Annotated in this window: 18 protein-coding genes; 9 read left to right on the forward strand and 9 right to left on the reverse strand. The window is 68.8% G+C overall.

The genetic code is table 11. The features are described from left to right. Nucleotides 1-170: 170 nt before the first annotated feature. The 3 genes from ACIRRA_RS07795 (at nt 171) to ACIRRA_RS07805 (ending at nt 3,087) form a co-directional block, all read left to right on the forward strand. The gene (locus ACIRRA_RS07795; RefSeq protein ID WP_402764857.1) at nt 171-1,139 is read left to right on the forward strand and encodes a ParA family protein; all 969 of its coding nucleotides are present in this window, start codon (nt 171-173) and stop codon (nt 1,137-1,139) included. 51 nt (nt 1,140-1,190) lie between these two features. Beyond that, nucleotides 1,191-2,207, forward strand: a complete 1,017-nt coding sequence (locus ACIRRA_RS07800; RefSeq protein WP_402764518.1) for a ParB/RepB/Spo0J family partition protein — start codon at nt 1,191-1,193, stop codon at nt 2,205-2,207. Between the two features lie 160 nt (nt 2,208-2,367). Next, the gene (locus ACIRRA_RS07805; RefSeq protein WP_402764520.1) at nt 2,368-3,087 is read left to right on the forward strand and encodes a GNAT family N-acetyltransferase; all 720 of its coding nucleotides are present in this window, start codon (nt 2,368-2,370) and stop codon (nt 3,085-3,087) included. Nucleotides 3,088-3,188: 101 nt separating this feature from the next. Here the strand turns inward: ACIRRA_RS07805 and ACIRRA_RS07810 are convergent, their stop codons facing one another. The 8 genes from ACIRRA_RS07810 to ACIRRA_RS07845 all read right to left on the reverse strand — a co-directional run bounded on the left by ACIRRA_RS07810 (nt 3,189) and on the right by ACIRRA_RS07845 (nt 15,446). Then, a complete protein-coding gene (locus tag ACIRRA_RS07810; protein WP_356996123.1) occupies nt 3,189-4,385 on the reverse strand; it encodes an N-acetylmuramoyl-L-alanine amidase in 1,197 nt (398 codons plus the stop codon). A 221-nt stretch (nt 4,386-4,606) separates the two neighbouring features. Further along, complete coding sequence (gene trxA, locus ACIRRA_RS07815; RefSeq protein WP_402764523.1) at nt 4,607-4,945, reverse strand: thioredoxin; 339 nt, start codon at nt 4,943-4,945, stop codon at nt 4,607-4,609. Between the two features lie 11 nt (nt 4,946-4,956). After that, nucleotides 4,957-5,940: a thioredoxin-disulfide reductase gene (trxB, locus tag ACIRRA_RS07820; RefSeq protein WP_402764524.1), complete on the reverse strand. Its 984-nt coding sequence runs from the start codon at nt 5,938-5,940 to the stop codon at nt 4,957-4,959. Nucleotides 5,941-6,199: 259 nt separating this feature from the next. After that, the gene (locus tag ACIRRA_RS07825) at nt 6,200-7,111 is read right to left on the reverse strand and encodes a hypothetical protein (RefSeq protein ID WP_402764527.1); all 912 of its coding nucleotides are present in this window, start codon (nt 7,109-7,111) and stop codon (nt 6,200-6,202) included. 101 nt (nt 7,112-7,212) lie between these two features. Beyond that, the gene (gene sigM / locus ACIRRA_RS07830) at nt 7,213-7,800 is read right to left on the reverse strand and encodes an RNA polymerase sigma factor SigM (protein WP_402764530.1); all 588 of its coding nucleotides are present in this window, start codon (nt 7,798-7,800) and stop codon (nt 7,213-7,215) included. Between the two features lie 286 nt (nt 7,801-8,086). Continuing rightward, complete coding sequence (locus tag ACIRRA_RS07835; RefSeq protein ID WP_402764860.1) at nt 8,087-11,998, reverse strand: murein biosynthesis integral membrane protein MurJ; 3,912 nt, start codon at nt 11,996-11,998, stop codon at nt 8,087-8,089. A 374-nt stretch (nt 11,999-12,372) separates the two neighbouring features. Continuing rightward, nucleotides 12,373-14,895, reverse strand: coding sequence for a DUF6049 family protein (locus ACIRRA_RS07840; RefSeq protein WP_402764533.1), 2,523 nt, complete (start codon nt 14,893-14,895; stop codon nt 12,373-12,375). Further along, nucleotides 14,892-15,446, reverse strand: coding sequence for an NUDIX hydrolase (locus tag ACIRRA_RS07845; RefSeq protein ID WP_402764536.1), 555 nt, complete (start codon nt 15,444-15,446; stop codon nt 14,892-14,894). The genes ACIRRA_RS07840 and ACIRRA_RS07845 overlap by 4 nt, the downstream gene beginning before the upstream one ends. Before the next feature lie 210 nt (nt 15,447-15,656). Between ACIRRA_RS07845 and ACIRRA_RS07850 the strand changes: the two genes are divergently transcribed. Then, nucleotides 15,657-17,126 (forward strand): CCA tRNA nucleotidyltransferase, encoded by a 1,470-nt coding sequence (locus ACIRRA_RS07850; protein ID WP_402764538.1) that lies wholly within the window; start codon nt 15,657-15,659, stop codon nt 17,124-17,126. Between the two features lie 22 nt (nt 17,127-17,148). On the opposite strand, the gene ACIRRA_RS07855 is transcribed toward ACIRRA_RS07850, so the two are convergent. After that, nucleotides 17,149-17,976, reverse strand: coding sequence for a hypothetical protein (locus tag ACIRRA_RS07855; protein ID WP_402764541.1), 828 nt, complete (start codon nt 17,974-17,976; stop codon nt 17,149-17,151). Nucleotides 17,977-18,116: 140 nt separating this feature from the next. Here ACIRRA_RS07855 and ACIRRA_RS07860 point away from each other — a divergent pair, with 140 nt between their 5' ends. From ACIRRA_RS07860 to ACIRRA_RS07880, 5 genes are read left to right on the forward strand one after another with little or no spacing between them, the layout of a single operon-like run. Next, nucleotides 18,117-18,530, forward strand: coding sequence for a TOBE domain-containing protein (locus tag ACIRRA_RS07860; protein ID WP_356996113.1), 414 nt, complete (start codon nt 18,117-18,119; stop codon nt 18,528-18,530). 20 nt (nt 18,531-18,550) lie between these two features. Next, a complete protein-coding gene (gene modA / locus ACIRRA_RS07865; RefSeq protein ID WP_402764863.1) occupies nt 18,551-19,294 on the forward strand; it encodes a molybdate ABC transporter substrate-binding protein in 744 nt (247 codons plus the stop codon). Next, nucleotides 19,291-20,064 carry an ABC transporter permease gene (locus ACIRRA_RS07870; protein ID WP_402764543.1) on the forward strand — a complete coding sequence of 258 codons (774 nt, stop codon included), beginning with the start codon at nt 19,291-19,293 and terminating at the stop codon, nt 20,062-20,064. The genes modA and ACIRRA_RS07870 overlap by 4 nt, the downstream gene beginning before the upstream one ends. Nucleotides 20,065-20,074: 10 nt before the next feature. Further along, on the forward strand, nt 20,075-21,694 hold the full coding sequence (locus ACIRRA_RS07875) for a DUF885 domain-containing protein (protein ID WP_402764546.1): 1,620 nt from the start codon (nt 20,075-20,077) through the stop codon (nt 21,692-21,694). Between the two features lie 4 nt (nt 21,695-21,698). Beyond that, on the forward strand, nt 21,699-22,880 hold the full coding sequence (locus ACIRRA_RS07880; RefSeq protein WP_402764549.1) for a sulfate/molybdate ABC transporter ATP-binding protein: 1,182 nt from the start codon (nt 21,699-21,701) through the stop codon (nt 22,878-22,880). Nucleotides 22,881-22,906 lie beyond the last annotated feature (26 nt).

Raw genomic sequence — 22,906 nt, forward strand, 5'->3', positions numbered from 1 at the left:
CTTCCAGCCGATTCGAGCCAGCCCTCGGTGACAACGCAGCGTCGCGGCCGTTGCTGCCAAGTGCGCGAAATTCTGCTCGGCCATGTGTCTTTGAGTTCTTCGGGTTAGGAGCCTGTATGTCCAACGGTCCGGCGAATGTTTCACGGGAAACAACGTCCCGGGTTCCCGGCATGCTCGATAGCGGTCCCTTCGATACCGACGAGTTCAGCCGTACCCCGTTCGGGAACATCTCCGCTGATACCCCGATTGCCGCCGAGGCGCAACGCGCGAGTCAGGTGCTGTCGGGCACGAATGCCCAGATCCCGCGTCCCAAGGAACAGCGCGTCATCACCATCGCTAATCAGAAGGGCGGCGTGGGCAAGACCACCACGGCCGTGAATCTGGCTGCCGCACTCGCCATTCAGGGCATGCGGGTACTGGTCATCGACCTCGACCCGCAGGGCAATGCCAGCACCGCTCTCGGCATCGCGCACCACTCGGGTATCCCCTCCAGCTACGAACTCCTCATCGGCGAGTGCTCGATCAGCGATGCCATCCAGCAGAGCCCGCACAATGAACGGCTGCTGTGCATCCCGGCCACCATCGACCTGGCCGGCGCGGAGATCGAGCTCGTCTCCATGGTCGCCCGCGAGGGCCGGCTCAAGGCCGCCATCCAGGAGGCCAACCTTGCCGGGTACGACATCGACTACGTCATGATCGACTGCCCGCCGTCGCTGGGTCTGCTCACCGTCAATGCGATGGTCGCCGCCAAGGAGGTGCTGATCCCCATCCAGTGCGAGTACTACGCACTGGAGGGCGTGGGTCAGCTGCTCCGCAATATCGGTCTGGTGCAGGCACACCTGAATCCCGGATTGCATGTCTCCACTGTCGTTCTCACCATGTACGACGGTCGCACCAAGCTCGCCGATCAGGTGGCCGAGGAGGTGCGCTCGCACTTTGGCGACGCGGTGCTGCGCGCGGTCATCCCCCGCAGTGTGAAGGTGTCGGAGGCTCCCGGCTACGGCATGACCGTCCTCGATTACGATCCGGGCTCGCGGGGCGCGATGAGCTACCTCGATGCCGGACGTGAGATCGCGTCACGTAACTCGGCGCGGCAGACTGTGGCGGCGCCTGTTTCGGACGCACAATCCGGTGTGTAGGTAGATCTCGGTGGTGATGAACGGCGAACAACGGAAGGGGTCGGTAGGCCGATGAGTCAGGCGAAGAAGGGTGGACTGGGGCGCGGCCTCGCGGCACTGATCCCGACCGGCCCGGCGACCACGCCCGGTGGGCTCGGCAGTGCCGCCGCCAATGTCGTCATCGGTCTCGATCCGGTCGGTCCGCAGCCGGCGTCGGCATACCTGCATCGGGTTCCCGATCCGGTCGAGACTGCCGTCGAGGCTACGGACGCGGGTGCGGTCTACCGGGAGATCCCGCCGGAGCAGATCGAGCCGAACCCCAAACAGCCGCGCACCGTCTTCGAAGAAGAGGCGCTGGCCGAACTGGTGCACTCCATCAAGGAATTCGGTCTGATGCAGCCCATCGTGGTGCGTCAGGTCGAGTCCGCACCGGTCCCCCGCTATCAGCTCATCATGGGCGAGCGGCGGTGGCGGGCCAGCCAGGAGGCGGGTCTGCCCGCCATCCCGGCCATCGTGCGTGAGACCGCGGACGACTCCATGCTGCGGGACGCGTTGCTGGAGAACATCCATCGGGTGCAGCTGAACCCGCTCGAAGAGGCGGCCGCCTATCAGCAGCTGCTGGAGGAGTTCGGCGTCACCCACGAGGAACTGGCCTCGCGCATCGGCCGCTCGCGTCCGGTCGTCACCAATATGATTCGCCTGCTGAAGCTTCCGATTCCGGTGCAGCGCCGGGTGGCCGCCGGCGTGCTGTCGGCCGGGCACGCCCGTGCCGTGCTGGCCTTGGAGGCGGGCGCCGACGCGCAGGAGGCCCTGGCCGCGCGGATCGTGGCGGAAGGCATGTCGGTCCGGGCCACCGAGGAAGCCGTCACCCTGGCGAACCGGAATCCGGATGCGGCCACTCCCCCGGCTCCCAAACGCAAGCCGATTCAGATGCCGGGTCTTCAGGACGTGGCGGAGCGGTTGTCGGAGTCCTTCGACACCCGCGTGACGGTCAGTCTGGGCAAGCGCAAGGGCAGGATCACGGTCGAGTTCGGCTCCATCGATGATCTCGAGCGAATTGTCAGTCTCATGGAGCAGTCGAAGCCCTAGAGTGGGTCCACCCTGAGGGTCACAGTGGAAACGTCACTGTGACGTTCGGGTTTATGGCCCTGGAGAGGCGTAAAGCGTTGATCGCTTATTCTTGCTGGCGAGCACTGTGTGATGCGGCGTGAGCGTGGATGAATCAGACAGCTGGAGGCTGAGCAGAGCGGTGTCGACCAGCGTGACCGCACTTACCCTCGGCGGACTCGACAAACTTCCGGTACATGCGCGGCGGTGCGTGTTCTGGGAGATCGATCCGGCCGTGGCGGCGGATTCCCATAGCTTCAGCGACCCGACCTTCGAGAAGGAGGCCTGGCTCTCCACCGTCATGTTGCAGTGGGGGTCGTGCGGACAGGTCGCCGTGGTGGATGACCGGTCGGCGGGCTGCGCACTCTATGCACCGCCCAGCGCGGTGCCGCGTGCCGGCCTCTTCCCCACATCCCCGGTGAGCCCGGATGCGGTGCTGCTGACCACGCTGAGCGCCGAAATGCCCTACCGCGACACCGACATAGGCCTTCAGCTGATTCAGGCCGTGGTGGGCGATCTGGTGCGGCGTGGTGTGCGGGCCATCGAGGCGTTCGGCATTCGGAAGGATCCGCCGACGACCGCGATGCCGGCGATCGGTTCCATGACACTGCGCGAGCGGATCGGCACGCCGGTCCGCTCCCCCGCGCCTGCCCCGTCCGGGTGTTCGCCGGAGCGGTGCATGATCGAGGCCGACTTCCTGGAGGACGTCGGTTTCAAGGTGGTCGCTTCGCATCACCGATTCCCGCGCCTGCGCCTGGAATTGGATCACGAGCACCTGTGGAAGGAAGACGTCGAGCGTGCGCTCGATCAGCTCCTCGCGGCGGCCGCGCTGACCATGCCCACCCGCATCGCCACGCGGTAGCCCACCCGCATCGCGGCGCGATAGACCGCGCGGGTTTGCCACCCCCAACGAAAAACCCCTCCAGCCCGAATGGGCTGGAGGGGTTTGTTTCATGTGAAACATCAGAGCCGGTCTGCGGCCGCCAGTTCCTCGGCGAGCAGTTCGGCGAATGTGTATGTCCCCGTGGGCTGGTCGTCCTGGCCCAGCAGGTACAGCCGCTTGACGGAGATCAGGATGGCCTCGGCGATCACATCGCGCATGCGCGGGTTGGTCAGCACCGAGGAGTCGTAATCACTGGTCAGGTAGCCGATGTCGACCTGGACGGTCGGCATCTTGGTGAGCCGCAGCAGATCCCAGGTGCGGGCGTGGGTCCGGCAGTCCTGCAACGAGGTTCGCGCCACGATCTCGCGCTGGATGAACCCGGCCAGCACCTGTCCGATCATGGACGTGGAGCCGTGCGAGTTGCCGAAGTGGAAGCTGGCCACGCCGCTGGCGGCACCGCTGTCATTGCTGGCGCAGCGCAGCGAGATCATCAGGTCGGCGTCGAAGGTGTTGGAGGTCTCGGCCCGCTCGGCATCGGAGGGGTTGGCCCCCCACGGCCGGGACAGGAACGTCTCCATACCGGTTGCGGCCATGCGTCCTTCGAGCCGGCTGGCCAGATCCCAGAGGATCTCCGATTCGTAGACGTCACCGAATTCGGTCGGCACCGGCGAGCCCTTGTCTGGTCCACCGAGACCCGGATCGATGACGATGCGCTTACCGGTGAGCTGTGGCCCGGCCCGGTGCACCACCTCTTCCTCGGCGATGCGGTGCGGATTGCCGCCGGTGACGCGGGCGCCCAGCAGATCCAGCGAGCGCAGCGTGTCGGGACCGCAGATGCCGTCCGAGGACAGCCCGATCTCGCGCTGGAACGAGGTGAGCGCGTCGTGGGTGTGCGGGCCGAAGTAGCCGTCCACCCGGTGCACATAGAAGCCCAGATCCTGCAGTCGCCGCTGAAGGGTGGCGACATCGTCGCCGTACAGCGGTGCGGACAGCTGGTAGATGAGGGTCCGCGCGCCGAGGCGGTAGGACGCCTCTTTCAGCGCGCGGTAGGTCGCCGGACCGACCACGCCGTCGACCAGGAGTCCGCGGTGCTGCTGGAAGGCACGTACCGCGGAGTCCAGATCATGGCCGAAGGTCGCGTCGGCGTCCTTCCAGTACTCCCCGATCGGACCCGAGGGGTCGCTGTTGGGGTGGGAATGCAGGAACCCGAGGCTTGCCAGGGTGCTCCGAACCTCTGCTACGGCTGGTCCTGTATCGCCGTGACGAAGTCGGTGCATGCGTGAGAGCCCTTTCCTTCCGCCAACCCGGGTACCCATTCATGCGGCGGTTCACACCTACGCACGACCGGAGCGTCGAACGATTGTTTCAGACCCGGACCGAATTTCGGCAACTGTCGAGTGCAGGCATCCTAACCCTGACGCCTGCGTCAGGGGCCGAAGGAGGCAGCTTGCGTAACCACGTAGGCCCCCCGCTGGTGCCGAAATTCTATCCAGCGTCGTTAAAGAACTTCTTCCAGTTCGCGCAAGAGGGCAGCTTTGCCCTTCGCACCGACGATCCGCTTGGTTTCCTTGCCCCCTTGGAACAGGACCATGGTGGGCAACGACATGATGCCGTAGTGGGCCGCGGTCTCGGGGTTGTTGTCGGCGTCCACCTTGGCGATGGTGATCTTGTCCGTGTTGGCGGCGGCGATCTCCTCCAGCACGGGAGCAACCATCTTGCACGGGCCGCACCAGGCCGCCCAGAAGTCCACCAGCACGGGCTTCTCGCTGAGCAATACCTCGTCGGCGAAGGTGGCGTCGGTCACCGTCTTGGTGGCACTGGTCTTGGCGTCGGACATGTACTGCTCCTTCAGTTGTTCACTTCCACCGGCTGACCGGCGTGATCGAGGGTGTTGGTGGTGATGTCACCCTGCTCGGCGAGCCAGCGCTCGGCGTCGATGGACGCGCGGCAGCCGGTACCGGCGGCGGTGATGGCCTGCCGGTAGGTGTGGTCGACCAGGTCGCCGGCGGCGAAGACGCCCGGCAGCGAGGTGTAGGTGCTCTGGCCCTGGACCAGCACGTAGCCCTCGCCGTCCAGATCGACCTGACCGCGCACCAGTTCACTGCGCGGGTCGTGGCCGATGGCGACGAACAGGCCGGTGGCGGCCAGCTCGGAGGTCTCGCCGGTGCGGGTGTCGCGCAGGGTCAGGCTGGTGACCGCGGTATCCCCGTGCACCGCAACAACTTCCGAGTTCAGGACGAAGCGGATCTTGTCGTTGTTCTTGGCCCGCTCCAGCATGATGCGGGAGGCGCGGAACTCCTCGCGGCGGTGGATGATGGTCACCGAGCTGGCGAACTTGGTGAGGAAGGTCGCCTCCTCCATGGCCGAGTCGCCGCCGCCGACCACCACGATGTCCTGGCCCTTGAAGAAGAAGCCGTCACAGGTGGCGCAGGCGCTGACGCCGCGGCCGAGCAGCTCCTGCTCGCCCGGGACGTTCAGGTAGCGCGCCGCGGAGCCCATGGCGAGGATCACAGCGTAGGCCTCGTGGACCTCGCCGCCGACGGTCACCTTCTTGATGGGACCGGTCAGGTCGAGGGCGTCGACGTCCTCGGTGCGGATGTCGGTGCCGAAGCGCTTGGCCTGCTCCCGCATCTCCTCCATGAGGTCGGGGCCCATGATGCCCTCGCGGAAGCCCGGGAAGTTCTCGACCTCGGTGGTGGTCATGAGCGCGCCGCCGAACTGGGTGCCCTCGAAGAGCAGCGGTTCCAGTTCCGCTCGGGCGGCATACACTGCGGCGGTGTAGCCGGCCGGACCGGAACCGACGATGATCAGGTCGCGAACAGGCGTGCTCAAGGTGGCCCTCCGAAGCTGTTGTGCAGAATCTCGATCGCTCGAGCGTGAGCGTGTCGGTCAACAACAGCCTAAACGCTGTTGTTCCCGTGTTTGATTGCCCTCCGCTTCGCTCCGGGCGTGTTCGCGGCCCGGCTCGATTCTTCCCTCCTCCGCTTCCCTCCTCCGCTTCGCTCCCCGCTCAAGGCGGAGGTCTGTCGAGCCGCAGTCCAGAATCGAGCCGGGCCGCGAACTATGGGCAGGTCTCTTCGATCGTTCGCGTCTAGCCGATGTCGGCGCGTCCGAGGACCTGGGGATTGCCTGGGCCGCAGCCTGTTCCGAGTACGGCGGCGGTGATCTGCGGGGGTTTCGGTCCGGCTAGGAGGACCAGGACTCCGGGTGTGCCGGAGAACACGACGCTGCGGGAGCCGAGTACCTGGCGGTCCAGTCCGGCCGCCTGCAGGCAGGTGGCGAGCGCGTTGCCGGTCGCCAGGGGGCCGGTGATGTCGTGGCGGCCCATAGCGGTGAGGACGGCGGTGGGCGCGAGGCCCGGGTCCAGGTTGGCGTCGGCGGCCGGGTGGGCGGCCGGGGCCACGGTGTGGGTGCTGACGGCGTCCACGGCCACCACGGCGCCCGCGACCACCGCCGCGGCGGCAGCGGCGGCGGTGAGCCAGCGCAGGCGGCGGGAGGGGGTCTCGAACGGGATGGGCTCGCCGGGATCCGTGTCGTCCTCGGGCGCGGCCGGGGGTTCGGGATCCTCGAGCTCCCGGGGATCGAGCCGGCCGGTGTCGAAGACGGAGCCGTCGAGCACCGGCATGGGGGTGGTGGACGGCGGGGTCGAATGGGTGGAGCGGGTGACGAGTGGCGGCGCGACGGGCAGCCGGGTCACGGTGGCCGGGGCCGGGTCCTCGTCGCCGGTGGCGAGGTCTTCGATCATGCGTTCCAGACGGGCGGCCACCTCGGCGGGCATGGGGTGGGCGATGTGGTCGTCGCGGCCGAGGTCGTGCAGGCGATCGTCGACGCGGTCGAGTGAGTGCAGATAGCGCATGGCCTCCGGGTCACGCCGGACCGCGGGCCAGAGCCGCTCGGATTCTTCCGGCGGCAGACTGCCGCCGTGTAGATCGGCGAGCAGTTCGGTGGAGAAGGGCGACGTAGGTACCGCGGTACCCGCCATTGCTCCTCCGGTGTCCTCCATTGCCCCTCCAGGGCCTCGAGTAGGAAACGCAGACCTGTCTTTGTATCCGACGCAGCGGAACCGTTCAAGGTTCCCCCAATATCGTGGTGTTCGAGTGGAATTCAGGTGTTCATCGCATGTCCGGTGTTGGCTTCGTGAAAGTGCGCCGCGAGTCGCCGCCGCCCGCGCGCGCACCGGCTCTTGACGGTGCCTTCCGGAATACCCAGCAGCGCAGCGGCATCCGCGATGGAGTAGCCCTCGAGCTCGACGGCGACGAGGGCGGTGCGCTGATCGGCGGGCAGCGTGAACAGCGCCGCGTCGACCATCAGGGTGGCCTCCAGGGCCGCGAAATCGTCTCGCGGGCAGCGTGGTTCGTCGGCCGTGTCCTCGGACAGGGGTTCGGTCCGGCGCAGCTTGTTGCGGCGGATGCGGTCCAGGCAGGCATTGACCACGATGCGATGCAGCCAGCTGCGCACCTCGGAGTCGCCGCGGAAGGCGCCCGCGGCCTTGTGCGCGGACAGCAGGGCGTCCTGGAGCGAGTCGGCGGCGTCCTCGGGGCCGTAGGAGGCGCGTAGTGCGGTCTGCCAGAGATGGTCGCGGTGGCGGTGGAGCAATTCGGCGAAGGCGTAGGGGGCCCCACCGGCGTGGGCGGTGAGCAGGTCGCGATCGCTGACCTGCCGTGCTTCCACGAGTTCGTGCGCTGACGACAATGCTTCCCCTCAGACCGGCGGACGCGGCCTGATCACGGGCCGGGCGTCACCGAGATGTGCGGCTGTCATCCGGGACCGTAGAAGTCGGCGCCCGGGGGCTCCCCTTGCCGAGAGTACGCAGGATCATATCCAAGATAACGATTCGGTAGCAGTGGATTGCGCGAAAAAAGCCCTGGTAGGCGGGCTGTTCGGGCGAATCGGACGGATGATGACCGTCGGAATGTGACGAATCGAAGCAGAAGCTCTGCCGGGTGTCGTCACCGGCAGTGGAACGCGAACCCCTGGACTACGGTGTGGCTTCGAACCGGATCTCGGCGATCGAAGACTGGAACTGGCCCCCGTTGTTGGCCAGCTGGGTGATCCACACCAGCACGTAGCGGGCCGGCTGATCGGCCCGCACCGGAATCTCGGTGGTGCCGTCGCCGAGCACCGCCGACCCGATCAGCTGGGTCTGATCCAGGGTCGGCGAGGCCGTCGGCGAGGTGCGGATCTCGACCTGCGTTCCGGGCGAGGGCGATTCGATGATCACCTTGGTCAGCTTGCTGGGGCTGCCCAGGGTGGTCAGCACGCCCACGCCCTTCTTCAGGGCCGGGAACTGCTGGAAGTAGGCGTCGGTGCGCCAGGTGGTGGCCGGGTTGTTGTCCAGTACCGCCGCGACGCTGCCGACATTGTCCGGGGTGCCCTCCGGGGAGAACACCGTGGCGCCCGTGACCGGCACCGGCACCCCGCCGGTGGCGGGCGCACTGGCCGGGACCTGGGACGCGCCAGGGCCGGGCGGCGCTGTTACCGAGGTGGTGAGGCCGATATTGCGCTGTTCGTTGAGCGGCGCATTGGAGGAGCCGGGCGCGAAGACGCTCAGCAGCCACCAGATGATGACGCCGACCACCAGCGCGGCCAGCACGCCCAGACCGACCAGGATCCACATCATCCGCTGCGAGCGTTCCTTCTCGGCGGCGAGCAGTTCCGGATCGGCGAGGGTCTCGTCGGGTGCGCTGGGCGGCTTCTGGCCCAGGCGCAGCACCGGGATGAAGTCGGTCTTCTGGTCCACCACCGACGCCTGCTCCAGCACGTGCTGGACGGTGGCGGCGGTGCGCACGCCCTTGTTGGACTCCAGCGACCGCACCGCGACCGCGGAGATCTCGAAAGGCACCTCGGGCCGAATGGTCCTGGGCTCCACCGGCGTTCCGTCCGGGCCGAAGTCGGCCAGCGGCAGGCCGCCGACGGTGGCCGCGCTGCCCGAGATGCCGCCGACCCGGATCGGCCAGTGCGCGGTCATGAGCGCGTAGAGCATGGCACCGAGGCCCCGCACGTCGGACTGGGCGTCCGAATCCGACAGCGTGCCGGGGAAGGCCAGCACGGCATCACCGGCGGCGCTGATGCGCACCCGGTCCGGATGGTCGATGGACAGTGAACCGCCACCGCGGTGCGCCATTTCGGCCGCGGCCGCCAGCGCCCGGACGGCGCGCGCGGCGCCGATCGGCGACGGCACGGTCTCGGCCATCTCCTTGAGCGAGCGGCCGGGGGTCCACTCGGCTACCACGATGCCGCCGGACGAACCGCGCACCACGTCCAGTACGCGGGCCAGACCGGGCGAGTTGATCCGGCCCAGGCGCAGCGTGCGCGACAGGATGGCCTGCGGCCCATCGTGTCCGGAGTTGTCGGTGGCCTGCTGATCGGCGTCGACGAAGGTGAGCGCGACCTCGCGGTCCAGTTTCACATCGAGGGCCTGCCAGAACTTCAGCCCGCGCGCGCCGCCGTGGCTGGCCAGCAGCCGGTACCGGCCGCCCGCCACGGACGCGCCGGGCGTCAGCTTGGGGCCGCGCTGGATGCGCTTGCTCGGCGATTCCACCCGCATGGGCGGCATCTGCGGCGAGATGGCCTCGTACACACCGGTTTCGGGACCGGCGTGGTCCTCCTCCTCCGGTAGGTGCTCGGGTTCCTCGTGGTCGCCGGGTCCGCCGGAGCGTGCCGCGGATTCGGCGCGGCCACCGGGCTTTCCCCCGGCCGCGCCGGCGGGAGGGGTGTCCGTGGAGAGCCCGCCGCCCGCGGCCGTTGCGGATTCGGCGGCCGGGACACCGCCCGCCGCATCGTCGCTCACCCTCGTTCCTCCTTCGCCCTGGTATGTCGAAGACCGATGTATCGGAGCCGGAACCGCTGCGCCGGCATCCGAAGTCGTGCGGAAGCCGCCGTCCGGTGTCCGTGCACTGTCCGGCGTGCCGCGGGGGCTGTCCGCGGACATGCCGGTCTGGGCAGTTGCGCTTGCCTGCCGAACAGGGTACGGGAACTCGGTCTTTTCGGTGAGTTCAACCGCATCGGGCCGGATGACGGGCAGCACCATGGTCTGCGCGTCGAGGTACGGATCGAAGCGGTAGTAGTACGGTGCGGCACGCAGGTCCGGTTTGGGCAGCAGCGTGGTCTCGTGGATGTCCTCGAGCGGGGTGCCGTCGAGGTCGAGATCCGGTGCGGGCGGGGTGATGCCGAGCCGGCGTGAAATGGCCACCGTAATGGCGACGATCTCCGGAACGCCGAGCAGGCGCATCAGACCGAAGGCCACACCGAACATGACGATGGCGGTAATGCCGACCCGGACCAGCGAGCCGAATCCGCCGAAGGAGTCCGAAAGCCGGTGTAGTCCCAGGACTTTGTCCACGATGAGCAGAACCGCGCCACCGGCCAGCGAAGCCAGCACCACGCGGGTGATGGTCTGGCCGACGTTCGCCATGCGCAGATCGCCGAGGCTGCGGTGCAGCAGCCACCCACCGATGATCGCGCCGGTGACGAATCCGAGGCCACGGGCCACACCGAGGGCGATGACCACATGGTCAGCCGAGACGAGGACGGGTGCGAGGGCGGACAGCGTGATTTGCACGCTGGTGATCCCGAGAATGATCCAGGTGGGTGTCCACGCCTGTTCACGCGCGTAGAAGACCCGCAGGTGGATCAGCACCAGTGCGTAGGGAATCAGGTTGAATGCCGACCAGGAGACCGCCTCGCCGAGTCGCGCGGCATCGCCGCCGAAGCGGCCGTAACCGTAGATCGCCTCGCCGATCTGGGGTCCGGCGAAGGTGAGGAACGTGACGATCGGTACCAGCGCGATCATTGTCAACCGGGTTGCCGCGCCCAGATCGTCCACCACAGCCGGAGTGTCGTCGGCGGCCGCGTTGCGGCTCAGGCGCGGCATGATCGCGGTCAGCAGGGTCACACCGAGCACGCCCCACGGCAGTTGCAGCAGCAGCCAGGCGTTCTGGTAGATGGTCGGCCCCGCGACGTCGGCGTGCGAAGAGACGCGCAGGGTGAAACTGAAACCGATCTGGCTGATGAGGACGTAGAGGACGATGGCCGCGGCCATGCCGCCGAACTGCTTGAGGCGGGCGTCCATTCCCCACAGGGGGCGTAGGTCGATGCCTTCCCTGCGGATCGCAGGCAGCAGCGTCGCCACCTGGACCGCCACGCCGACCGTGGTGCCGATACCGAGCAACAGCAGCTTCGGTTCACCCATCCGAACCGGATCCAGTGTGATCTCACCGGGGGTTACCGCATACAGGCAGAGAACCACGAGAGCTACGCAGTTGTTGAAGACGGGCGCCCAGGCACCGGGCTTGAACACCTGATGGGTGTTCAGGATCGCCATGAGCAGCGCCGACATCCCGTACAGCAGCACCGCGGGGACCAGCATGAAGGTCAGTGCGGTGGTGAGTCCGGAATTGACCTTGCTATCGGCGGAGAGGAAGACGTGCTTGGTCAATACCGGTGTGAGTATCAACGCCACGACGGTGCCGGTGCCGAGGACGGTGAGCGCCGTGGTGAACAGCCGGCGCATGAACGCCGCGCCGCCGTCAGCGTCTTCGCGCTCAGCACGGACCAGGGTCGGAACGACGATCGCGGTCAGCACCGCGCCGAGCAGCAGCTCCGAAATCATGTTCGGGATGGAGCTGCCGATGGTGAAAGCGCTGGCGATGGCAGGGCCGAGCACGGTCAGCAGGAGCGCCTGTTTGGCGAAACCGGTGATGCGGCTGATCAGGGTCGCGATGGCCAGGGACCCGGTGTCCCGGACCAGTTTGGCGTTGGAGTTGTCGGCCTTCTCCTCCGCCTGTGCGGCGGCGACGGTCGCGGTGCGCGGCGTTGCCTGGCGCTGTGGGCCGGTCGACGGAGCCTGGCGCTGTGGGCCCGTCGACGGAACCGGGCGCGGGTTCGACATCGGCGGCGTCGGATACCGCTGGGGGCCGGGGCCGGGCGGCCGGTTGCCTTCGCTGCCGGGGTGTCCCCAGTGGTAGCGCTCTTCGGCCGGGACGTGCCCGTCCGTCATGGGGCGTCCCTGCTGGGGGCGGGGGCGGTGCATGATGGGCCCGGATTCGCCGGGCCGCGGCACCTGCCGCTGTGGACCGGACGGCTGGCCCGGATATCCCTGCGGATTACCGGGAACCGCCCGCTGCTGTCCGGAGGCTGGGCCCTGCGGCCCGCGCGGGCCGGGGCGGGGAGCGCCGCGTTCCCACGGCGCCGATGGTGTGCGCCTCGGCGGCGGCCCGTCGGGTCCCTCTGGTCGGCCGGATGAGCGCGGCCCGCCGTACTCGCTCACCGTGCCTCCTGTCGTTTCTTGTCCCGCTTACCCGCGTGCCCCGCACTGCTGTCCCCGCCTCTGGGTTCGGGTTCGAACCCTTCGTCGGCCGGGTCGGACTGTCCGCGGAAGCGGTGCCAGAGCCGGCGGCCGACCAGCAGGAGCAGCAGCGCACAGGCGCACGCCGTAATTATTGCCAACACCTGACCGTAGGCGTTGGACCGCACCGATACCGATACCGTATTGCCGAGCGGCACCCCGTCGGATGTGGTAAGCGCGATGGGAATGACCAGGTTTCGGCTGTCGGACACCTCGGTGGGGATCTGGAAGGATCGATTCCCCTTGGCGGGCAGCTGCTGTTCGCCGATATCAGTGATGTTCGTCTCGGCCGGCGCGTCGATCTTGAAGTGCACCCGGATGGCCACCGGTAGGTCGTTGCGGGCCACCAGCAGCAGCGGACTCTGCTCGGAGGCGAGGGTATAGACGCCGCCGGGCGGCAGCACCGTCACCGAACCGTAGAGGTTGTCCATGGTTTTGGTGGTCTGGTCGAGCCGGCGCTGGGCGTTGGTGTCCGCCGCGGCGGCCCCGGCCCGCCGGTCGGACAGCGAGAGCACCCGGATCAGGTCGTCACGCAGCGGGGTGAGGAAGGCGCGCGGGCTGAGTTCCTGCTGCGGTACGTCCACCAGCGCGCTCATCAGCTCGGTGATGCGCTGGGCCTGCTGGTGCACCGGTTCGGCGAAGTGTGCGGGTACCGCGTCGTCGGTGGCCTCGCTCGGGTAGTCGAGCTGGTAACCCTGCGGATCCGGCTGCTGCGCAACCAGATCGGTGAACGGCCGCGGCGTGGCCAGGCCATTCTTGACCAGCAGGTCCAGTTGCCCCAGCACGGTGGAGGCCTCGTCCCGGTTGGCGCCCCACTGCTGCGGCGGCATCAGCAGCGCCGAGCGCGGGCGGCCGGGTTCCGGGTTGAGCGCGGTCCAGGTCATGGCCCCGAGCGCGTCCTGCAGTCGGGCGGCGCGGGAGTCGTTGGTGACGTCGTAGCGGACCTTGTCGGGGGTGAAAGGCGGTGTGGGCGGATTGGATCCGATGGCGGCGAGGGCGGTCGCGGCCCAGATGTCGAAGGTGGCGGCGTGCAGTGTGGTGGCGGGCCCGGGCGGCGGGGTCGCGCCGGCGGCGGGCGGCAGGGTGACGTCGGCGAGGTTCACCATGTCGGGGGTCCCGGGTTCGGGGGCCGCGCCGCCCGGCGGGGTCTTGGCGGCGGTGAAGTTGGCGCGGTTGTCGCCGGTGGTCACGGCATTGTCGGCGAGCACGGTGGTGGTGAAGCCGTGGTGCGCGAACAGGGTGGCGCCGTCGGTGTCGACGGTGCCGGCGTCCGGAATGGCCACGCCGCGCACCGATTTCACCGCGAGCAGGGAGTCGATCAGGTCGGCGGGCGCGTTGAGCGCGCGATCGGCCAGCGTGACATCGCCGGCGGCGGCCAGCGCGCTCGGGTCGACCTGCGCGAACGGCAGTGCCACCACACACATTCCGGGTGCGAGGGCGCGCAGCCGTTCCAGCCACGTCTTGGCGGCGTGGCTGCCGGTGCCGGAGCGGGTGGGCCCGTCCGGATCCGAGGGGCTGGCGAGCACCCGGTAGTCGCTGGTCATGTCGGACACGGTGATGAGCAGGTCCGGGTCGACGGCCAGGCAGAGCGCGTTGACGAGGTTGCGGTCGCGCCCGCTGTCGGGTTTGACCACGCTCTCCAGGGCCGACAGCAACTGGTCGAGGCGTCCGCCCTGCGCGAGTGAGGCGGCCAGGTCGTCGTCGGTGAGCAGCGCCTGCCCGTCGGGGGTGCCGGGCCGCCCGGCGACCAGGCGGGGCCGGTCGGCCAGCGGCCACAGCATGGTGGTGGCCACCGGTGGGGCGTCGATGGTGGGCGGAGCGGCCGGTGCGAGCGCGCGTTTGGGGTCGGTGCCGGGGACGCCGAGTACCGGCAGCAGGAAGCGGGCGTCGTCGAGGCGGGCCTGCCCGCCGTACGCGGGCTGGCCGTTCACATTGAGCAGCAGCGGATAGACGCCAGGCGCGGCGATGTCGAGCGACGAGATGCCGCTGGGCAGATCGGTTCCCGCGTGCAGGGCGACGGTGAGGCTGAACTGTTTGCGCTGCCCCGGGGTCAATTGGTCCGAGACGTCCTGGAATTCGCCGTTGATGTCGTAGTTGACCTGGTCCAGGCGCAGGGTGGAGCGCAGCCCGCTGGGGCTGGTGACGGCCGCGCCGCGCTGGATGCGGATGCTGACGTCGTCCACCGGCCGGTCGCCGATATTGGTGACGGTGCCCGACACCACGAAGTAGGGGTCGCTGGCGGCGGTGATGGCGGTGGGCGTCACTGAATCCAGGGACAGCTTCAGGAATTTCGGTCCGCTCGGCTGTCCGCTGCCGCTGCCGGTGGGTTCGGCGGCGGCAATGGGTGTGCCGATTCCGGGTCCGATTCCCAGCGTGGTGAGCACCGCCAGCATTACCGCGGCGAGTGAAAGCAGCGTGCGCTGCGATCCCGCACGCGTCATTGTCTGCCGTTCTCCATCCGGTCGATCAGCCGGTTGGCGACCTCGGCCAGCCTGCGTTCGTCAGCGTAGGCGAGCCGGGAGTCCAGTTCGGTCAAGGGAACCCAGGCCACCTTGGTGACCTCGACGTCGGCGTCGGAGAGCTCACCACCGAGTGAGCGCATCAGATAGTGGTGCACGGTCTTGTGTACCCGCCGGCCCTCGGTGACGAACCAGTAATCGATGCTGCCGAGTTCGGCGACCACGGTGCCGTGGATGCCGGTCTCCTCCTGCACCTCGCGAATGGCCGTCTGCTCGGCGGTCTCGCCCTCTTCGATGTGGCCCTTGGGCAGCGACCAGAGCAGTCGTCCGCGCCGATCGGTGCGTCCGATGAGGGCGGCGCAACGTTTCTCGCTGGGGCCGTCGAGGCCGTCCACCACCAGTCCGCCCGCGGAGGTTTCGCGGACCGTGCGCATGCGGGGCTTGGCCGCACCGGTGGATTTCGCCGCATTACCGGCCGAACCACGCCGCCGGGGCTGGCGGCGTCGACTGTTCGCGCGATCGGCCGGGGACACCGCGTCAGTCTATAGGTGAAGGCGGCCGCACCCGCCCCAGCGCGGTAGCTCCTATATATACAGAGGTCTCATAGCAGGTAGATACCGCTCGCCGGGCGGCACGCCGGGCCCCGTCCGGGGGTTCGGGGGCGAAGCCGCCGAGGTCTTCTTCCCGGGGGTTCGGGGGCGGAGCCCCTGAGAGCTACCGAGAGTTGGGTAGGCTCCCTCTTCGTGGTTTCGCCGAAGTCCGAGGAAGCAGCAGTGGAGGATCGCCGTACTCGCCTGCTGGCGGCGGCCGCGATAACGCTGGGACGGTTGTCGGATGTCCTGACTCCGCTGGGTGAACTGTTCGCCGCGCACGGCCATCAGCTGTATCTGGTCGGCGGCAGCGTGCGCGACGCGGTGCTCGGCCGGTTGGGCACCGATCTGGACTTCACCACCGACGCCCGCCCCGAGGTGGTGCAGGAGCTGATGCGCGGCTGGGCCGATCACCTGTGGGACACCGGCGGTCTGGCCTTCGGCACGGTGAGCGCGTCCAAGTCCGGGCAGCAGCTGGAGATCACCACCTTCCGCAGCGACGCCTACGACCGCGTATCGCGCAATCCGGAGGTCACCTTCGGCGACACCCTCGAGGGTGATCTGGTGCGCCGCGATTTCACGGTCAACGCCATGGCGGTGCGCATCGGCGCGCTGGGCGAGCTGGAGTTCGTGGATCCGCTGCACGGCGTCGAGGCGCTGCTGGCCGGGGTGCTGGATACGCCTGCGCTGCCGCATGATTCGTTCCACGACGACCCGCTGCGCATGCTGCGTGCCGCGCGCTTCGTCTCGCAGCTGGGTTTCCGGCTGGCGCCGCGGGTTCGGGAGGCGATCGTCGAGATGGCCCCGGAGATCGATCGCATCACAGCCGAACGGGTGCGGGCGGAGCTGGACAAGCTGATCGGCGGCGAATACCCGACCGAGGGCATCGACATCATGGTCGAGACCGGCCTGGCCGAACGGGTGCTGCCGGAGGTCCCGGCCATGCAGCTGGAGATCGACGAGCACCATCAGCACAAGGACGTCTACCAGCACTCGCTGACCGTGCTGCGCCAGGCCATCGACCAGGAGCAGGGCGATCCGGATCTGGTGTTGCGCTGGGCCGCCCTGCTGCATGACATCGGCAAGCCGCCGACCAAGCGCAATGAGCCCGGCGGCGGGGTCAGCTTCCACCATCACGAGGTGGTGGGCGCGAAGATGGTGCGAAAGCGCATGCGTGCCTTGAAGTATTCGAAGCAGTTCACCGAGGACGTGGCACGGCTGGTGTACCTGCATCTGCGTTTTCACGGCTATGGCAAGGGGCAGTGGACCGATTCGGCGGTGCGTCGCTACGTGACCGACGGTGGGGAGCTGCTCCCCCGTCTGCACAAGCTGGTCCGCGCCGACTGCACCACTCGCAACAAGCGCCGCGCCGCCGCCCTGCGTTCGACCTACGACGAGCTGGAGACCCGGATCGAACGCCTGCGGGAGCAGGAGGATTTGGAGCGGGTGCGCCCGGATCTGGATGGCAATTCGATCATGGAGTTGCTGGACCTGAAGCCGGGACCGGATGTCGGCAAGGCGTGGCGTTTCCTGAAGGAACTGCGCCTGGACCGTGGTCCGATGACCCGTGAAGAGGCCGAGGCGGCCCTGCTCGAATGGTGGCCGACGCAGCAGGTTCGATAGCCCGGGAGTGGCGGTTCCCTGGCTAGAAGATGATCAGCGTCGTCCCCGCGACGATGGCCGAGCGGATCTGTGCGAGATCGAACGAGCCGGTGATCGCGGGCAGGTCGACGCTGAAGAACACGTGCTCCCCGACGTGTTCGGCCCGGCTGATGCGCGCCTCGCTCGGCAGCCCCGACAGCGGAATCGGGTTGAGTGTCGTGAATCGCCTGGGCGCGCGCACCTTTCGCCAGTGGGCGCGGTGCACGGTGATGGACAGGACGTTGTCGGCGATCTCGGCCGCGGCCAGCGCCCGGATGTGACGGCGCCGGTGGCGGGCCAGGATGAGCCCCTCGTCGGCGGGCTCCAGTTCCCAGTCGGGCTGCCAGGTGTTGATCCACTCCAGCAGTGCCGCAAGGGTTATCACGCCGTTGAGGTCGAGCTGTGAGGTCCGCAGTTTGGTGGGGACGCCGGGTATCAGTCGGACGCCGTGGGCGATGACGGTGAGTTCCTCGATGGGGTGTGCGTTCCAGAGCAGCCCGGTGAGCACGGTTTTGGTCTGGAAGTGCGCCCCGCGCCGGCGCACCTTGAGCGTGTGGAGGGTGGCTCGCAGGTCGTGGCCGAGCAGGGTGGCGCTGACCTCCTGCCCGCCGAACTGGCTGAGGATGCCCTCCGACAGCAGCGTCATCAGGACATCGGGCATGAGCGCGGTGACTGTCCCGGCCCCGAAGTCGGCGGCTGGTTCGAGCCAGGCGGTGGTGAAACTGGTCCACTGGTCCAGCCAGCTCTGGTCGAACAGGCGTCTTCCGAGGTCCATGCCCAGGTCCACCGCGCGCAGGGGTGACCAGGCCTTCGGATCGAAATACGTGGCCATGATTGCTTCGAGCGTACTGGCCGCCGGTGACGGCGCCAGCGGCGCAAAAGTGAACTGGAACACCTTACGGACCGATGTGATCCGCATCTACGGTTCGATTCGACTGGTACTTCCGTATTTGCGGATCTATCCTGCTTGTCATGCCCGAAATTCGGATTCGTGACGCCGCCCGGCTGCTGGGTGTCAGCGACGACACCGTGCGCCGCTGGATAGACGGTGGCGTGCTGTCCGCGCGCAAGGACGAATCCGGTCGCCTGGTGGTGGATGGCAGTGAGCTCGCGGAACTGGCCGTCGAGCAGGCTCGCACTCCGCAGACCCGGATGGCTAGTGCCAGTTCGGCACGCAATCGTTTTCCGGGACTGGTCACCAGGGTGGTGGCCGATACCGTGATGGCACAGGTGGAGATGCAATGCGGACCGTTCACAGTCGTGTCGTTGATGAGCAGCGAGTCGGTGCGCGAGTTGGGGCTGCAACCAGGCAGCGTGGCGTGGGCGAGCGTGAAGGCCACCACGGTGGTGGTGGAGACCGCCACGGAAACCGGTGGCGCGGCCTAGGTTCCAGGTCCGGAGCCGCTCTGGCCGCGACCGCGGTGCTGGGCGCGGGTCTGCTGTCGGGCTGCGGTTCCTCCTCGGACAACAGTGACACCAAGACGATCACGGTCTTCGCGGCAGCCTCGCTCCAGCAGGTGTTCACCCAGCTGGGTACCCGGTACGAGAGCGCGCACCCCGGCACGAAGGTGACCTTCTCCTTCGCCGGTTCTTCGGATCTGGTGGCGCAGTTGAATCAGGGCGCGCCCGCCGACGTCTTCGCCTCCGCCGATCAGGCGAACATGGACAAGGCGGTGAAGGGCGGCCGGATCACCGACAAGCCGCAGACTTTCGCCACCAATGTCCTCACCATCGTGACGCCGCCGGGCAATCCGGCGCACATCGGTTCGCTGGCGGATCTGTCCAAGTCCGGGCTGCGCCTGGTGGTGTGTGCGCCGCAGGTGCCGTGCGGTTCGGCCACCAAGAAGGTGACCTCCGGTGCGGGCGTGTCGATTTCGCCGGTCAGCGAGGAGTCCTCGGTGACCGACGTGCTGGCCAAGGTGACCTCGGGGCAGGCCGACGCGGGCCTGGTCTATGTCACCGACGCGGCGGGCGCGGGTACCAAGGTGACGACGGTGAACTTCCCCGAGTCCGCGACCGCCGTGAACACCTATCCGATTGCCACCGTGGCGGATTCGAAGAACGCCGCGGTCGCCGAGGACTTCGTCACGCTGGTCACCGGGCCCGATGGCCAGAAGGCGCTGCAGCAGGCCGGTTTCGGGCGGCCGTGATCAAGCCCCCGGTCTGGCTGCTGCTGCCGGCGGCCATCGGCTTCGTGCTGGTGGCCGGTCCGCTGGTGGCGCTGACCGGGGCGGTGGACTGGTCGCATTTCCTGGCTTTGATAACCTCGGAGTCCTCGCGGGTGGCGCTGCTGCTGAGCCTGCGCACCTCCGTGGCGGCCGCGCTGCTGTGCGTGCTGCTGGGTGTGCCGATGGCCGCGGTGCTGGCCCGCTCGCACTGGCGGGCGCTGCCGGTGCTGCGCGCACTGGTGTTGCTGCCCTTGGTATTACCACCGGTGGTGGGTGGTTTGGCGCTGCTGTACCTGTTCGGGCGGAACGGGCTGGTGGGCCACCAGCTGGAGGCGCTCGGCATCCGCATCGCCTTCAGCACGACCGCGGTGGTGCTGGCACAGACCTTCGTGGCGCTGCCGTTCCTGGTGATCACGCTGGAGGGTGCGATGCGCACCGCGGGCGACCGCTACGAACGGATCGCGGCCACCCTGGGTGCGCGGCCGTCGCTGGTGTGGTGGCGGGTGACACTGCCGCTGCTGCGCCCCGCACTGGTGTCGGGCACGATCCTGGCCTTCGCCCGCGCCCTGGGCGAGTTCGGCGCGACGCTCACCTTCGCGGGCAGCCTGCAGGGGAAGACCCGCACGCTGCCGCTGGAGATCTATCTGCAGCGCGAGTCCGATCCGGATGCCGCCGTGGCGCTTTCGCTGCTGCTGGTGCTGGTCGCCGCGGTGATCGTGCTGGTGGCCTACCGGCGGCCGGAGGCGCGCTAGCGTGGCTGCCATGTCGCCGATATTCGCCTCCCGTGCCGAGCGCATCGTCGAAGCGTTGCTGACCGCCGGCCCGCAGCTGGCCGCCTCGGTCGGCGATCACCGCGCCGACCATCGGCTCCCCGACTGGTCGGCGGAGGCGGTGCGGGGGCACGGCGAGCTGCTACGCGAGGCCTCGCACACCCTGGCCGAGGTCGATCCGGACGACCTGGCCCCCGAGGACGGCGTCGATCTCGCGCTCCTGCAGCAGCGGGTCGACGGCCTGCTGTTCGAGCTCACCGAAATCCGGGAGCACGAGTGGAATCCGCTGGTGCACAATCCCGGACCGCTGCTCCACCACCTGCTGGCGCGTCCGTTCGCGCCCGCCGAGGTGCGGCTGGCGGCGCTGCGCGATCGGCTGACGGCGCTGCCCGACGCGCTGGCCACCGCCCGCGTGCTGCTCGGCGAGATGCCGCGCGTGCACGTCGAGACCGCCATCGGGCAGTTCGGCGGCGTAACCGCGCTGGTGCGCGACCGGGTGCCCGCGCTGGCAGCCGAGGTACCCGGCTTCCAGATCGAACCCGCTGCCACCGCGGCGATGTCGGCGCTGACCGACTTCACCTCGTGGCTGACCGGCCAGGTCGAGGGCGCGGACCGCGATCCGCGTCTGGGCCGCCGGCTGTGGGAGGCCAAGCTCTGGCACACCCTGGACACCGAGCTGGGCGCGCGGGAGATCCTGGACCGCGCGTACCGGCACCTGGACCAGCTGACCGGCGAGATCCGCTCCGCGGCAGGCGAACTGCTCGGTGTCCCGAATCCGAATGCGGAGACCGTCCGCCGGGCGCTGGCGCAGCTGTCGGCGGATCGCCCGGCCGATGACACGGTGGTCGCGGTGGCGGCCGCGGCGCTGGCGGAGGCCACAGCCTTCGTCCGCGACCACGACCTGGCCACCCTGGTCGACGATCCGCTGGTCATCCAGGAGATGCCGGAGTTCGCGCGCGGGGTGGCGGTCGCGTACTGCGATCCCGTCGGCCCACTCGAAACCGCCGAGCTGCCCACCTTTTTCGCCATTGCACCGACCCCGGCGGCCTGGTCGCCCGAGCGGGTGACCTCGTTCTATCGCGAATACAACAACCACATGATGCGCAACCTGACCGTGCACGAGGCCATGCCCGGTCACTACCTGCAACTCGCCCGGTCGCGCCGCTTCCGCGGCTCCACCCCGGTGCGTGCGCTGTGCTGGAGCGGCACCTTCATCGAGGGCTGGGCGGTCTACACCGAGAAACTCATGGCCGACAACGGTTTCGGCGGTCTGCCGGTGCGGTTGCAGCAGCTGAAGTCCCACCTGCGCATGACCATCAACGCCATCCTCGACCAGTCGGTGCACTGCGACGGCATGACCGAAGCCGAGGCCATGTGGCTGATGCGGGACCGCGGCCTCCAGGAAGAGAGCGAGGCGGCCGGCAAGTGGCGCCGCACCCTGCTCAGCTCGACCCAGCTCTCGACCTATTTCGTCGGCTACACCGAGGTCGCCGCCGTGGCCGCGGCGCGCCCGGCCGCCACTCGCCTGCGCGACTGGCACGACGCCATGCTGTCCCACGGCTCCCCTGCCCCGCGCCATCTGCGCACGCTGCTCGGGATCGACGGGAGCTGATTCGATGACCAGCGGGCTGGCGGTATCCGCGCGCCTGGCGGACCGGGATTTCGAGGTGCGGCTGGACATTCCGGCCGGGGAAGTGCTGGCCGTGCTGGGCCCCAACGGCGCGGGAAAGTCCACACTGCTGGATGTGGTTGCCGGACTGGTGATTCCGGACGAAGGGCAGGTCCGGCTGGGCGAGCGCGTGCTGACGGATGTCGCGAAAGGCATTGCGGTGGCGCCGCATCGGCGGGCCGTCTCGCTGCTGGCGCAGGACGCCTTGCTCTTCCCGCATCTGTCGGTGGCCGCGAATGTGGCCTTCGGGCCGCGCAGCCGGGGTGTGCGCGGCCGGGCCGCCACCGCTCTCGCGCGGGAATGGCTTCGGGCCGTAGGCGCCGAGGAATTCGCGGACCGGTCGCCCGGGTCACTGTCCGGCGGTCAGGCGCAGCGCGTGGCCCTGGCGCGCGCGTTGGCCGTGCACCCGCGGGTATTGCTGCTGGACGAGCCGATGGCCGCGCTGGATGTGACCGCGGCGCCCGCCATGCGGGCGCTGCTGCGCCGAGTCCTGCGGGAACCTGCGCCCGGTGGCACGGACCACGGAAACGGCGAGTTGATCGCCACTGCACGGGACATCGCCGCGCATCCTGTGACGCTGCCGGATGCCCGGCCCAGCGCCACGATTCTGGTGACACACGACATCATCGACGCGGTGACCCTGGCCGATCGGGTCGCGGTCATCGAGGCCGGGCGGGTGATCGAGTCCGGTTCGGTGGCTGCGGTATTGGCGCGGCCCCGCAGCCGGTTCGCTGCCCGGATCGCCGGAGTCAACCTGATCATGGGTTCGGCGGTGAGCGGCGGCAGCGCCGGGCTGGGTGCCGTCACGGACGGGACGGTCGAGGTCTTCGGCAGGTCCGAGGGCGAGTGGACGGAAGGCGGCCGGGCGGCGGCGGTGTTCTCGCCGGTGGCCGTGGCGGTGCATCTCGAGCATCCGGAGGGAAGTCCCCGCAATGTGTTCCGGGTGCGGGTTACGGAGCTGGAGGATCGCGGCGGTCTGGTGCGGGTGCGCGCGGTGGACGGTCCGGGGGCGGCCGCGGGCCTGGCGGCGGATCTGACTCCGGCCGCGGTGGCCCAGCTCGGCGTGGTCCCCGGGATGGAGGCGTACTTCGCGGTGAAGGCGACCGAGGTCGAGGTCTATCCCTATTGATCGGCCATCGCCCCGGCCGGCTTCGG

This window comes from Nocardia sp. NPDC101769, assembly GCF_044766925.1.
Taxonomy (GTDB): Bacteria; Actinomycetota; Actinomycetes; order Mycobacteriales; family Mycobacteriaceae; genus Nocardia.

Bases quoted from the DNA above. Each gene is read 5' to 3' on its own strand.
- ACIRRA_RS07795 (WP_402764857.1), top strand. From the start codon at position 171: ATGCTCGATAGCGGTCCCTTCGATACCGACGAGTTCAGCCGTACCCCG.
- ACIRRA_RS07800 (WP_402764518.1), top strand. From the start codon at position 1,191: ATGAGTCAGGCGAAGAAGGGTGGACTGGGGCGCGGCCTCGCGGCACTG.
- ACIRRA_RS07810 (WP_356996123.1), bottom strand. From the start codon at position 4,385: ATGCACCGACTTCGTCACGGCGATACAGGACCAGCCGTAGCAGAGGTT.
- trxA (WP_402764523.1), bottom strand. From the start codon at position 4,945: ATGTCCGACGCCAAGACCAGTGCCACCAAGACGGTGACCGACGCCACC.
- ACIRRA_RS07825 (WP_402764527.1), bottom strand. From the start codon at position 7,111: ATGGAGGACACCGGAGGAGCAATGGCGGGTACCGCGGTACCTACGTCG.
- ACIRRA_RS07835 (WP_402764860.1), bottom strand. From the start codon at position 11,998: ATGTCGAACCCGCGCCCGGTTCCGTCGACGGGCCCACAGCGCCAGGCT.
- ACIRRA_RS07840 (WP_402764533.1), bottom strand. From the start codon at position 14,895: ATGACGCGTGCGGGATCGCAGCGCACGCTGCTTTCACTCGCCGCGGTA.
- ACIRRA_RS07855 (WP_402764541.1), bottom strand. From the start codon at position 17,976: ATGGCCACGTATTTCGATCCGAAGGCCTGGTCACCCCTGCGCGCGGTG.
- ACIRRA_RS07860 (WP_356996113.1), top strand. From the start codon at position 18,117: ATGCCCGAAATTCGGATTCGTGACGCCGCCCGGCTGCTGGGTGTCAGC.
- ACIRRA_RS07875 (WP_402764546.1), top strand. From the start codon at position 20,075: ATGTCGCCGATATTCGCCTCCCGTGCCGAGCGCATCGTCGAAGCGTTG.
- ACIRRA_RS07880 (WP_402764549.1), top strand. From the start codon at position 21,699: ATGACCAGCGGGCTGGCGGTATCCGCGCGCCTGGCGGACCGGGATTTC.